General features: G+C 38.7%; 11 protein-coding genes and 1 other RNA gene. 3 read left to right on the forward strand and 9 right to left on the reverse strand.

Features of this window, described 5'->3' with window-relative positions; genetic code table 11:
* Positions 1-10: 10 nt before the first annotated feature.
* The 4 genes from R5R67_RS01920 to R5R67_RS01935 all read right to left on the reverse strand — a co-directional run bounded on the left by R5R67_RS01920 (position 11) and on the right by R5R67_RS01935 (position 3,355).
* Positions 11-868 (reverse strand): DNA adenine methylase, encoded by an 858-nt coding sequence (locus tag R5R67_RS01920; RefSeq protein WP_001136664.1) that lies wholly within the window; start codon positions 866-868, stop codon positions 11-13.
* Between the two features lie 38 nt (positions 869-906).
* A complete protein-coding gene (locus R5R67_RS01925) occupies positions 907-1,746 on the reverse strand; it encodes a hypothetical protein (RefSeq protein WP_000218843.1) in 840 nt (279 codons plus the stop codon).
* 122 nt (positions 1,747-1,868) lie between these two features.
* Positions 1,869-2,468: a hypothetical protein gene (locus R5R67_RS01930; RefSeq protein WP_002040567.1), complete on the reverse strand. Its 600-nt coding sequence runs from the start codon at positions 2,466-2,468 to the stop codon at positions 1,869-1,871.
* Between the two features lie 146 nt (positions 2,469-2,614).
* Complete coding sequence (locus tag R5R67_RS01935) at positions 2,615-3,355, reverse strand: hypothetical protein (protein WP_001284308.1); 741 nt, start codon at positions 3,353-3,355, stop codon at positions 2,615-2,617.
* A gap of 275 nt (positions 3,356-3,630) precedes the next feature.
* Here R5R67_RS01935 and R5R67_RS01940 point away from each other — a divergent pair, with 275 nt between their 5' ends.
* A complete protein-coding gene (locus R5R67_RS01940) occupies positions 3,631-4,362 on the forward strand; it encodes a type II toxin-antitoxin system death-on-curing family toxin (protein ID WP_001105576.1) in 732 nt (243 codons plus the stop codon).
* 454 nt (positions 4,363-4,816) lie between these two features.
* Positions 4,817-5,092, forward strand: a complete 276-nt coding sequence (locus R5R67_RS01945) for a hypothetical protein (RefSeq protein WP_001217845.1) — start codon at positions 4,817-4,819, stop codon at positions 5,090-5,092.
* A gap of 56 nt (positions 5,093-5,148) precedes the next feature.
* On the opposite strand, the gene ssrA is transcribed toward R5R67_RS01945, so the two are convergent.
* From ssrA to R5R67_RS01970, 5 genes are all read right to left on the reverse strand, one after another.
* Positions 5,149-5,508, reverse strand: a transfer-messenger RNA (tmRNA) gene (gene ssrA, locus R5R67_RS01950).
* Positions 5,509-5,668: 160 nt separating this feature from the next.
* Complete coding sequence (gene ggt / locus R5R67_RS01955) at positions 5,669-7,654, reverse strand: gamma-glutamyltransferase (RefSeq protein WP_002061330.1); 1,986 nt, start codon at positions 7,652-7,654, stop codon at positions 5,669-5,671.
* A 303-nt stretch (positions 7,655-7,957) separates the two neighbouring features.
* On the reverse strand, positions 7,958-9,481 hold the full coding sequence (locus R5R67_RS01960) for a DHA2 family efflux MFS transporter permease subunit (RefSeq protein WP_000857095.1): 1,524 nt from the start codon (positions 9,479-9,481) through the stop codon (positions 7,958-7,960).
* A gap of 6 nt (positions 9,482-9,487) precedes the next feature.
* A complete protein-coding gene (locus R5R67_RS01965) occupies positions 9,488-10,639 on the reverse strand; it encodes an EmrA/EmrK family multidrug efflux transporter periplasmic adaptor subunit (protein WP_000128703.1) in 1,152 nt (383 codons plus the stop codon).
* 269 nt (positions 10,640-10,908) lie between these two features.
* On the reverse strand, positions 10,909-11,406 hold the full coding sequence (locus tag R5R67_RS01970) for a thioesterase family protein (RefSeq protein WP_002156418.1): 498 nt from the start codon (positions 11,404-11,406) through the stop codon (positions 10,909-10,911).
* A gap of 142 nt (positions 11,407-11,548) precedes the next feature.
* Here R5R67_RS01970 and hemB point away from each other — a divergent pair, with 142 nt between their 5' ends.
* Positions 11,549-12,562, forward strand: a complete 1,014-nt coding sequence (gene hemB, locus R5R67_RS01975; protein ID WP_000222569.1) for a porphobilinogen synthase — start codon at positions 11,549-11,551, stop codon at positions 12,560-12,562.
* The last annotated feature ends 12 nt before the right edge of the window (positions 12,563-12,574 follow it).

The following is a 12,574-nucleotide window of genomic DNA, read 5'->3' on the forward strand; positions in this document are numbered from 1 at the left end:
TAATAGTTTTTTATAATTTTTGAACTTTTAGTTCATCAGATATTTTAATGTTCTTACTAACCACTAATAATTCAGTTCCTACTCGCTTTTCAGCTGCACTGTAATTTAGATCAAATGTATATTGCTTTCTACTTCTATAAAGCTTCCTAATTTCTTCAGCATTATCATAAGTTAAAATCCATGGTCTTTTCAGCTTTAATATTGTTTCTGCAATTTTTTCATGATCCTGCTTTTCATAAGCATTAGTATATAAAGTCTGCCCTTTTTCAAAATAAGGTGGATCAATACAATACATACTATTTTTTGGCAAAGAGGATTTAGTAACCTCAAAAAACTCCAAGGCATCTAGATTATACAAATGTATTCTATGTTTGTATTTTTCAATTCTTTTAATTTTATCAATTAAAGTTTTTTTATTATAACGACAGTCAATTTTATAATTACCTTCTTGTTTAAAACCTCCAATCATTCCTGCTTTTAATATAATACCTGATCTATTGGTTCTATTGAGAAAAAATGAAGAAAAAGCTAACTCAAAGTCACTTACTTTATTTTTATTTAACTGTACCTCTCTCTGTTTATACCATTCTTCAATTGTGACATCTGTCTCTTGAATCATTTCGATCAGACTATCAGTTTGGTGTAGAACTGCATTCCAAAAAGCCCAAATAGAACGATCAATATCATTTAGATGAAGTTCATGAACATAACCTTTAAAAAGTAGTGATAAGGCCAACCCCGCCCCCCCCGCATAGGGTTCACAATAATGCCCTCTTTCTAAATGATTATCTTTTATAATTGTAGACACCATTTTCCAAATAGAAGTTTTCCCCCCAGGGTATCTTAAAGGTGATGGTGTCTGCGGCATTAGGTAATCCTTATAAAACCTATTAAAATTTTAACTTTTTATTTATGAGCATTATATAGTTCAACTAACATATATTGAACTATTGCCGAAATATTATCCCATTCAGTTATAATCCGCTTAATATTATCTGGATATTCAGCAGCATGTGCATAAACACCAAGATTTCCTAATGCAAAAATTTTATGTTTATCATGAGGTAATTTTGTTAGTGCAACAAAGGCATTCTTTTGCTCTTTTGACAGAGACTCCTTATCTTTTTCTATTACCTTGATAATTTCTAATAAAATAGAATGAACTTTTGTTCTAGGGGGAACTTTTGTTCTGGTTTTTAATTCATAATAACTTATATAAATTCCTTCTAAAAAAGCTCTTGCTACTAACATAACTGCTAAAGGATTTTCTGAAATTCTAATATTTCTTAACTCACTATAGACTCTTCTTAATATTGGATCTTTTATACATCCCTTTAAGCCTGATAATAAATACATTCTTGTATTAGGATCTCTCGTTGTTCCTGGTTGCCCAGTGTCACCTTCATCTTGAGTATCATCTGTGTCAGAAGCTTCATCTTCTGTTGTATGAGTCTCCTGTATGTCATCCTCTTGTAGAGTAGTACCTACAACGCTATCAGCTCCCAATGTACTAACTCCGCTTGCTCCTTCATCTTGGGGATGGCTTGTTTCATCAGCTCCTTGATTATACCCTTCCTTTGTTCCAGTATCTTCAGGAGAGTTAACACTCTCACTACCTGAAATGGAAGATATAGCATCTGATAAAAAATAAGGTTCGATATATGTTACTGGAGCAAAACCATCTTTTATTAACTGTTTAGCATACTGTTCTACATCTTTGCTATTAGATCTTGAAGAGACAGTCATTTCAAGATAAGTAGGATCCGCACTATTGATTAAATCTGTGCAAAATTTACTTATAACTTTTTTAAACTCTGAGAATACTACGGTAATTTGTACATTACGATTAGTACGAGAGCTTATGATACCTAGAGTTTTTCTGAAAAGGGATTACCCAAATATCTTGAAGCAGTCGTTAAAACTCTACCAATTTCCTTATTCTCTATTAAATTATATTCAAGCGCAAAATCAAAAATAGCTTGCGCTAAAGCATTAGCATCACTTTTCTTTAATCTGGCATTATGCCGAGTCTTTTGTTCAGCATTCCATTGTCTAGTACCAGTCCCGGACTGCTCACCTTCATGACGGCGTTCAATCCATAAGTCTGCATCTTCTCTTTTTTGGAATACCTCGCATTGTACAAAATCCGGAATATATACTGATTTTTCTTTTAGTTTTTTAAAATAATCTTTTAAACTTTGGTCAGGAGCCTTATCTGGGTCATTTAATAAAGTCAAAGCACATATACGGCGATTTCCTTCAACAACTATATATTTATTATTCTTATCTTTAACTACTGCTAAAAGTTCAATAGGACTAATTCCATTTTCAGCAATATCTTTAGCTAAATTTTTAACTTTTTCTTTTTTCAACAAATGATCAATAATTTCCTGTTGATCACTAATAGGGTCATGACGAGGATTAAGGTTATCTAGATAGATATCTAGTACTTTAATTTTTTTATTCATAAAAAATAACCAATAAAACAGTTAAATAAGATTAATAATATATATCATTTTTATAGAAATTATTAAATAGTAATTAGTTTTAAATATCTCTCTATACTTTTCTAGTATAAATATTTTAACTTTATTGGTCAAAGAACCTAGTATTTCTATTTATTTTTCTTTAACTCCTTTTCTATCCAGTGAGGATAGCCAGAAAATTTAGAAATAAAAAAATTTTCTGGTACAGTTTCCCAAAATTCAATAATAGCATCAGAAAATTCCTGTAAATGTTGATCTGTTAGAACTACATTCTCATAGTCTAGGTAAGCAGTATCTAATCCAGGCAAGGGATTAACCACGTATTCGGGATATTTAAGTAATAATTCATCAAAAGAATTCCCATTCCCATGTTTATATACATTAACAATTAAGCGACAAGCATCAATTTTGCTAAAGAATTTTTCTTTTCTGATATTCCAACCTAACCCATCAAAGAAATCAATAATATTTCCTAAGTTAACATTCCAAATTTTAGATTTTAATACGGTATAACATTTTAGAAATTTGGTTTCTAGAATCAACCAATCGCGTAATTGTTTATCCCACTTATGATACATCCCCGCAATTAATGCAAAGCGAGTTTGATCTTTAAGATCTAATAGATTTAAATAAAAGTCATTACTTTCATCTTCTGCCCGCTCATAAAAATATGCATCATCATGTAGATCGGGGTCAAAGTATTGACTATTTTCATTTAACCATTCATTAGCGAAATTATCAGCTTCCTCTTCCATATTTTCAAACTGAGAAAGCAATTTTTTTTTACCTTGTTCTACATAAAATCTATGAGAACTGATAAATTGTTTACGGATAGGCCCCCACATTTGCACTAATACAATATTTGCCATCTTTACCCTAATAAAATTAATAAATAGAAATTAAAACATTTCTAAATTTTAAAAAATATTAGTTTATATAAATATTGGAAAAAAAATCAATAGAAAAGGGCATTATATGCATGAACTATAGATTCATTAAAATACAGTCTATTCTATTGATTTAATTTAACTTTAACTCTCAAAAATCTCAAGCAAAAAATGAATAATTTTTTATAGATCATCACTTGAAAATTAATTATATCACCCTAAATTATTCACTTTCAACTATGTAGCAAAATAGTCTTATGAACTACGAACAAGTCAAATTTATACATGAATACTTAGTACGTTTTTTCGAGAATTCAGATGACCCTATCTCTCCTTCTGGTATAAAAAATGAAGAAACATTAAAATCAGCTGTAGCACGACCATTTATGTCTGTAGGAGGTCAAGATGCATATAAAGGTATTTTTCCTAAAGCGGCGGCTTTATTTCACTCTATAATTAATAATCATTCATTTCATAATGGAAATAAAAGAGCAGCTTTATTAACTACAATCGTTTTTTTATCAGAAAATGGCTGGTGGATTTCACGCCCAAATGATGATGAACTATTTGAGTTTACGCGACAGGCCGCAGCACATGAGTTATGCAACAATAGAGTTGATGAATTAGATTATATTACTAAATGGTTTCGGAGTAACTGCCGTCGCCGTGTTATTTATAATCATGGATTAAAATTACACCAATTAAGACAAATTCTCTCAGAATTTGAATTTACCATGATTGAAAATAATAAGAATAGATTTGAAATTTATAATTCAAATGGAGATTATATTACGGATGTAATAAAAAAAGGAAAACATGGTAAAGAAGACTATGATGTAGCATATATTTCAAAACTTCGGAAAAAGCTAAAACTAACGGAAGAATATGGAATTGATAGCCAATGCTTTTATGGTGGTTTTAGTGAAATTAGTATGAATAAATTTATGCATTCTAGACATGAAGTTATGCGTAAACTTGCAAAAATTTAATATTAAGACTTTAAGTTAATAAAGAATCCGCCTAAGCGGGTTTTTTATTAAGAAACTTGTCTAAGACGAGATGATCGTAATGTATTACGCATATAACTTTTATAAACAGCACGCTTATTTACTGTATTCGTACAAGCTAACTTAATAGCTTGCTCAATAAGCTCATTAATTTTTTATTGTTTTTTTCATTTGACTGAATACCACTAAGCAAAGAAATAAGAGTTATAATTCCTCTTATATTATAAGTTTATTGTAATAAAAAGCAAGGCAAGCTATTGCTTACCTTCAAACTTCACTGTTAAAAGAATTGTCTAATTCTGATGTGGTTAATTCAGCTGCATCATACATTTATCGTAGGAATGTCCGAACAATAAGTTTAAGAAGATACATTCTGCTTTAATAGTATAAGCAAAAAGTTATTAATATATTTTGGATAAATTTAAGGTTAAGAATTATGAGAATTTTTGACACAACAGAGAATGTTTACAATGCAGTTGATGCTATTATCAAACATGGATTTGCTGTTATTTCAGGCACCAAGATCCCTGCCGTTAAATATGCTAGTCGAATAAAAAAGTGCTTAAAGCCTTATAAAAAAATTGATCCTCATCTCAGCATGCATGTAAATATTCCAAATCATGGTTATCTATATTTTGTATATGATCAGAATCGTTTTAGTCACAGCGAATTAGAAAAAACTATTCAAGAAATTGGATTGCATCATCCATAAAATTCTCTATATAAAAAAGCCACTTATGATAAGTGGCTTTTTTATATAGAGAATCTTGGTGGAGATGGCGGGAGTTGAACCCGCGTCCGCCAGCACTACGCTCGAGAATACTACATGCTTAGATATCGTCTATTGTTTTAACACCAAGTGACCCGACGAACAGGGTACAAGGTGCGATCCTCTAAGTTTGGTATAAAGCCCCGAGGCTTGACTCTATACGGACTTGTGTGCGTGCGCTTCAGTCGGGTTCCCAGACCACAAGTATTCTAGGAAGCGGACAAGCGGCCCTTAGGCAGCTAGAGCGTAAGTTTCGTCGTTTGCGACTATTTAAATGCAAATTTTATTTACGAGAGAAAATGCGCTCTCGGCATGCATCTATGAGTTTCATCACCGGCGTCGAAGCCAATAACATCCCCATGAATGTCTGCACATCATAGCATAACTAAAATAAAATGCTGTGCATTTTATCAACAGTCTGCCACTGATGAACATACTTACATAATTGAGTGCCTTTTGTTTTTTTCAAGGCCCCTCATAAAAAAAGCTGCCAAAAATGACAGCTTTTTTAAGTTTGGCCTATAAAGCACCATTGCCTAACACGATCCCTTCACGGCGTGGGTCTACCCCACCTGCGTATTTACTTTGATTATTTATATTTACTTTCATAATCGTTGAAATACCACTGGTTTGCGCAGTGTTCGATATGCCATGCCCTTTTGCTTTTAAGCCTTCAATTAGGTCAACTAAGGAAAGCTGTACATTCGAGCTATCTACATTGGTGTTTTTGCTATTGGTTGCGCCAAAGTTTACAAGCGAAGTGGCCTGCTGTGCATTTAAGTTCCAGTCCAATGCACCCACCAAGGTTTTAACCACATATTGAATGATGGTACCGCCACCTGGTGAACCTGTTGCCATATAAAACTCATCTGGCGTGGTGCCCTTAAACACTAAGGTTGGCGCCATAGTACTACGTGGGCGTTTGCCGCCTTCTACACGGTTGGCAACAGGTGCTCCAGTGCTGTCATAAGGGTTCGCACTAAAGTCAGTTAACTGGTTTGACAGCAAGAAACCATCCACCATATGGAATGATCCCATGCTCGATTCAACTGTCGATGTCATTGAAACCACATTGCCATAGGCATCTACAATCGTGAACTGAGTCGTGCCATGTTCAACAGTGGTATCTACACCTGCCGCTGTATTGAAATTACCTGCTGGTGCTACGCCCATACTCTGGTTCGGGTTAATCAGTGCAGCACGCTGCTTCAAGTAATTTTTATCAATAAAACTTGGAATACCCTGTGCTGGTAAAGCAACAAAGTCGGTATCTGCCACATATTTGTCACGGTCAGCATAGGCCAAACGCTCTGCTTCAGACACTAAATGCACGCCCATCACATCGGGCACACCACCTTCATTTTCAGGGTTTTTAGGTGGATAAAGCGACATATCATAGTTTTCTAAAATACCCAACGTCTGTGCAACTGCAATCCCTCCCGAAGATGGAGGTGGCATGGTACATACATAGTAACGGTCACGGTACGTCGTACAAATTGGGTCGCGTTTTTTCACCTGATAGTTCGATAAATCCTGCAAGGTCATCAAACTTGGGGTAATTGGAGTTTTTGCTGGGTCATCACCCACGGTTTGCCCTGCTTTTGCCACAATGGCTTGCGCAATTGGACCAGTGTGCAGTGCGTTTGCCCCTTGTGAAGCGAGTGCTTCAAGTGTTCTGGCATAGGCTTTATTGGTCATGGTCTCGCCGACTTTACGTGGTGATCCATCTGGGTAGAAATAAGTCGCCATTGCATTTGCATCGAGTGCTAAATTGCTTGCATTACTTGCAATGGCATCTGCCAAACGCCCCGGTATGCGGAAACCGTTATCAGCCAAACCAAGCGCTTCACCAAAAAGTTGGTTCCACTTAAGTTTGCCATGCTCTTTTTGTGCTTGTTCCAATAAACGCATTACACCCGGCACACCAATCGAACGACCACTACGGCGGGCACTTGGTACAGGTGCAGGTGAATTTGGGTCATATATATTTTGGCGAATTAAATAATATTCGTTGGCTGCCGCTGGTGCGGTTTCACGGCCATCATAAGCCGTGACTTGTTTGGTTTTGGCATCGTAATACATCATAAAACCACTACCGGCAATCGTACTCGACTGTGGTTCGACCAAACCAAGCACGGCTTGTACTGCTACGGCTGCATCAACTGCACTACCGCCTGCTTTTAAAACATCACAACCTGCTTTTACCGCAAGTGGCGTGTTTGCCACCACCATATATTTATCTGCGTATTTAACCGTGTTACCGAGTCTATAACCCGAAGCACCCTCTGGCGCGGCGGGGTCACCATTTTGGTTTGAACCAACCACCACGCTTGAACCGTCTTGTGCCAGTTTGCTACAACTGGTCGGGTCATTATCTACAATTAAATTGGGCGGAGTTGTATTTGAATCATCCTTGGGCTGATCTGACGAGGAGTCATCTCCACATCCTTGTAATAAACCGACTGCTAATAAACTACTGAACAAAAATGAATATCTTTTATTCACGTGATAACTCCAATATATACGCCTGCCTATCCATGCAATTGCCATGCAAGCTTCTTTGTTTTCAGGTCTTCAGTTTTTTAATCTTTGATAAAAATAAAGTTTTAATAATATTAAATGATTAAGGGTGTTTATTTTGTGCTCTGTGTGATGTCTCCTTGTTTGTTATCACACTCTTTTATAACTGATTTGCCCAATTCTGGCATGCTTTATTTCTTTAAATACAGGCAAAATCTGCTATTTATAAACTCGCTCATTTTGTAGTAGGTCTAAAAAAAGCATCTCCGAAGAGATGCTTTTTGATGTTTAGTGAGAAGGCATACCGCTGACCTGTTTGGGTTTTGGACACAGCCAAATGACCAGCCCTGCAAAGACAAACACGATCGCAAACAATAAAAACACATGGTTTGCCGACATGGTAATGGCTTCTTTATCGACTAGATTTGAAATAATGCCTAAAGTCGAGTCAGCCGTAAAACCATTTTGCAAAAGTGTGTTTTGTACTTCAGTCGTATGTAGGTTTGACACCATTTCACTACGGGCAACTTTGGCGTGGTCGTCCCACACGGTCACTGCAATTGAAGCGCCAATCGCCCCTGCCATGGTTCTCAAGAAGTTCATGAGGCCCGCAGCAGATGCAATTTCTTGCTGGAGTACCGAACCAAGTGCAATGTTAGACAGCGGGATAAAGAAGAACGGTACTGCAAAACCTTGCAGGATTTGTGGCCAAGCCAGTGCCATAAAGTCGGCATCTGTGGTCCAGAATGCCCGCATTAAGGTCACAATACCCAGCAAAATTAAACCAAAGCTCGCCAGCGCACGCGGGTCATGTTTGGTCGAAAGTTTTGCCACAATTGGTGACATGGTCAAACTACCAAAGCCCATGGTTGCGGTTAAATATCCGGCCCACGTCGCGGTATAGGAAAGGTTCATTTGCAGCCACTGCGGAATCAGTACAATACTGCCAAAGAATGCGCCAAAGCCGAGCGACAAGGCCAGTACCGAAATGGCAAAGCCCCTATGCCTAAAGACTTTGACATCCACCACAGGGTGTTTGTCGGTCAGCTCCCATATCAGGAACACCACAAAACCAATGGCGGCAGTTAAAGCTAAAACCACAATACTCGTGCTGTTAAACCAGTCGCGTTCATGCCCCAAGTCGAGCATAAGCTGTAGCGCACCAATCCACAGAATTAACAGGCCTAAACCAACAGTGTCGATTCTTAAAGAAATGGTTTCTGTTTCGGCTACTCTTAACAAGCGCATTGCTGCTAATACACAGACAATACCAACCGGTAAGTTAATAAAGAAAATCCAGTGCCAAGACAGGTTATCACTAATCAGACCACCCAAAATTGGTCCTAAAATTGGCCCGACGACTGTGGTCATTGCCCATAGGCCCATTGCCTGCGCATGCTTTTCTTGAGGGAAAATACGCATAAGCAAGGTTTGGCTGAGTGGCATAAGTGGACCACCACAAAGGCCCTGCCCAATACGGAAAAACACCAACATTTCTAACGATGTTGCCAAACCGCATAGGAAAGAAAAGACCGTAAAGCCAATTAAACCGAAGATAAAGACCCGCACCGTTCCAAAGCGGCCAGCTAGCCAGCCCGTTAAAGGTACACAAATCGCTTCTGCAACTGCATATGAAGTAACGACCCATGTTCCTTGTGTGCTTGAAACAGCAAGGTTACCGGTAATATGCGGTACAGAGACGTTGGCAATGGTCGTATCAAGTACGACCATAAAGTTCGACAAGGCAATAACAAACGCTGCCAGTAGTAAACGGCCACCGCTTAACTCGGCAAAAGGTGTTTGCGTTTTCATAAGCGTTTACTTCGCAGATAAGTCGACTTTTGCTTCCATCGACAAGCCAACACGTAATGGGTGTTCAGCAAGTTCTTTCGGGTCAAGTGCAATACGAACCGGTAAGCGTTGAACCACTTTAATCCAGTTACCTGTTGCGTTTTGAGCCGGAATTAAGGCAAAGGCAGAGCCTGTACCACCAGAGAAGCCCACCACTTTGCCGTGGTATTCAACATCATCACCATATAAATCTGACGTTAATGTGACTGGCTGACCTGGGCGGACTTTTTTCAACTGACTTTCTTTGAAGTTAGCATCTACATATAAATCATTGAGTGGCACAATCATCATCATGCTTGTACCCGGTGCAACACGTTGACCCACTTGAATATTACGGCGTGTAATCACACCATCAACTGGTGCACGAATCACGGTACGTTCCAAGTCAAGCTGAGCTTGTTCTACATGCGCTTGTGCAACTTGTACATCCGGAGTCGAGGTTTCGCTTACACCTTGAATTAGCGCTTCGTTTGCAGCTAAAGTGCTTTCGGCTGCCTTACGACTAGAAGTCGCTTGTGCAAGGCCGGCTTTAGCAAGCTCTAGCCCTGCTTTAGCAGTTTCAACCGCACTTTGTGCTTTGGTGAGTTCTTCTTTAGACACAGCGCCGGATGCCGCAAGCTGTGCACGGCGGTTCAATTCTAAAGCAGCTTTGTCATAGTCGGCTTGTGCTTGAGCAACCTGTGCTTTAGCACTGTTAATTTCGTCAGCACGAACCACCACTTGAGAGTTTAAAGAACTACTGTTTGCCGCAGTTTGTTTATATTGGCGTTTTGCTTTGGCAAGCTCTGCCTCGGCTTGTGCCAACGCGATTTTGGCATCACGGTCATCAATACGAACCAGCACATCACCGCGGTGTACTGTTTGAGTATCTTTTACCAAAACCTGAGCGACCTGTCCGCTAACCATTGAGGTAATTTGCGCGGTTTCTGCACCGACATAAGCATTATCCGTACTCACCGAGTGATTTAAAAATAATGCCCAGATTGCATATAAAATAGCGGCGATCAATAAAATCAGCGCAAAGAAACCAAGAAATTTTTTGCGCTTGTTTTGCATGTTGTCATCCGAGGCAGATGTTGTTGGCACTGTTTCTTGTACATTGCTTTGTGCATCAGTCATGGTATGTTCCTAAAGATGAGTTGGCTTTGCCATCAATCTCGCACTACACCTTGTTATAGAGTTTTTATTTTTCTATAAACAAGACATACCGCATTGTCAAAGGAGACAATTTTAACGCTAAAACCTCATGATATGAGAATAAAAAAATATAACTAATGCGTTCGTTCTAATTAAATTAATGTTTATCTCAAAGTTTTTGTAAAATTTTTATCTTTTTTAATATGAAAAAAAGCGCCCTGAGCGCTTTTTAAATGCTTAAAATGCCTAGATTAATAGGCATATGAGGCAATGCCGGCAGCAATCTGTTTATCTTCATCATTGACCATAGTCATACGCATAGTACAGCCCTTGCGGCCTAAACGTAGGACTTCGGCACGTGCAATAAAATATTTACCGCGCCCCGGTGCCAAATAATCTACACGCATATCGACAGTTGCCAAGCGTGTAACCTGTTTAATGGTTTCAGGCAGCGTTTCGGGGGTTGAACGGCGATAGAGATGTTCCATTGCCACAATTCCACCAATGCTATCAAGCAAAGTTGCAGCCACACCACCATGCAAAACCTGAAAAGCCAAATTACCAATGAGGTCAGGTTGCATTTCAACATAGCCTTCAATGTGCCCATCTACCACACGCATAATCATTCCACTATGCTTAAAAAATGGACAGCTATTAAACGCCTTACACAATTGGTTGAGAACCACATTTAGGTCGGTTTTGGCGCCTAATTGTATGTTCCCCGTCCAATTTTTCTTTTCATCACTCATACGTTGCCTAAATTTAAAAGCATGATAAACACCCATAATTTTGTACAAATCCAGCATTATGGGGCTACAATACAGCAGTCGGTTGACAGTAATGGAATATCCGCCAACCTATCCTAGTGTAATACCGAACATCGAGATTGTTATGACTTATACGTTCAATCGTCCTGCATTTCCAGCTACTCGCATGCGCCGTATCCGTAAAAATGACCAGTTGCGTGCGATGGTCAGCGAAACACAGCTCACTACCAATCACTTGATTTATCCAGTATTTGTATTACCGGGACAAAATCAAACCCAAGATATTCCAAGTATGCCAAACATTCAGCGTTTGTCGGCAGATTTATTACTGAAAAAAGCTGAAAGACTTCTGGAATTAGGCGTATCCAAACTGGCTCTTTTCCCTGTAACACCTCAAGAAGATAAAAGCCTTACCGCAGAAGCTGCATGGCGTGAAGATGGTTTAGTTCAAACCACCTGCCGTTTGCTTAAAAAAGAATTACCAGAAATGGTGTTAATCACCGATGGTGCACTCGACCCATACACGACTCATGGTCAAGACGGCATTATTGATGAAACTGGCTATGTGCTCAATGACGAGACTGTAGAATGCTTGATTAAACAAGCCTTAAGTCACGCAGAAGCAGGTGCCGAAGTAATTGCACCAAGTGACATGATGGATGGCCGTATTGGCGCGATTCGTCAGGCTTTAGAAGCCAATGGTCACATCTACACCAACATCATGGCCTACTCTGCGAAATATGCGTCTAGCTTCTATGGTCCTTTCCGTGATGCTGTTGGCTCTGCATCCAACCTAAAAGGTGGTAATAAATATAACTACCAGATGGACTTTGCCAACCGTGCCGAAGCATTACATGAAATCGCGCTTGATATTCAAGAAGGCGCCGACATGGTGATTGTAAAACCGGGCATGCCATATCTGGATGTGGTACGTGAAGTGAAAGATACCTTTGGTATTCCGACATTCATTTACCAAGTGAGTGGCGAATACGCAATGTTAGCTGGCGCAATTCAAAATGGCTGGTTATCGGACTCAGTGATTTTAGAATCGCTCATGTGCTGCCGCCGCGCTGGTGCAGACGGAATCTGGACTTACTTTGCAGAAACTGCTGCTGAAAAACTCAAGGAAATGAACTAAGTTCGCAGAGAA

The organism is Acinetobacter sp. OYA S30, assembly GCF_033599315.1.
GTDB classification, from domain to species: domain Bacteria; phylum Pseudomonadota; class Gammaproteobacteria; order Pseudomonadales; family Moraxellaceae; genus Acinetobacter; species Acinetobacter baumannii.

What these genes read in the sequence shown, in the direction of transcription:
- hemB (WP_000222569.1), top strand. Translation starts at nt 11,549, where the DNA reads ATGACTTATACGTTCAATCGTCCTGCATTTCCAGCTACTCGCATGCGC.
- R5R67_RS01965 (WP_000128703.1), bottom strand. Translation starts at nt 10,639, where the DNA reads ATGACTGATGCACAAAGCAATGTACAAGAAACAGTGCCAACAACATCT.
- R5R67_RS01925 (WP_000218843.1), bottom strand. Translation starts at nt 1,746, where the DNA reads ATGACTGTCTCTTCAAGATCTAATAGCAAAGATGTAGAACAGTATGCT.
- R5R67_RS01960 (WP_000857095.1), bottom strand. Translation starts at nt 9,481, where the DNA reads ATGAAAACGCAAACACCTTTTGCCGAGTTAAGCGGTGGCCGTTTACTA.
- R5R67_RS01935 (WP_001284308.1), bottom strand. Translation starts at nt 3,355, where the DNA reads ATGGCAAATATTGTATTAGTGCAAATGTGGGGGCCTATCCGTAAACAA.
- R5R67_RS01970 (WP_002156418.1), bottom strand. Translation starts at nt 11,406, where the DNA reads ATGAGTGATGAAAAGAAAAATTGGACGGGGAACATACAATTAGGCGCC.
- R5R67_RS01940 (WP_001105576.1), top strand. Translation starts at nt 3,631, where the DNA reads ATGAACTACGAACAAGTCAAATTTATACATGAATACTTAGTACGTTTT.
- R5R67_RS01920 (WP_001136664.1), bottom strand. Translation starts at nt 868, where the DNA reads ATGCCGCAGACACCATCACCTTTAAGATACCCTGGGGGGAAAACTTCT.
- R5R67_RS01930 (WP_002040567.1), bottom strand. Translation starts at nt 2,468, where the DNA reads ATGAATAAAAAAATTAAAGTACTAGATATCTATCTAGATAACCTTAAT.
- R5R67_RS01945 (WP_001217845.1), top strand. Translation starts at nt 4,817, where the DNA reads ATGAGAATTTTTGACACAACAGAGAATGTTTACAATGCAGTTGATGCT.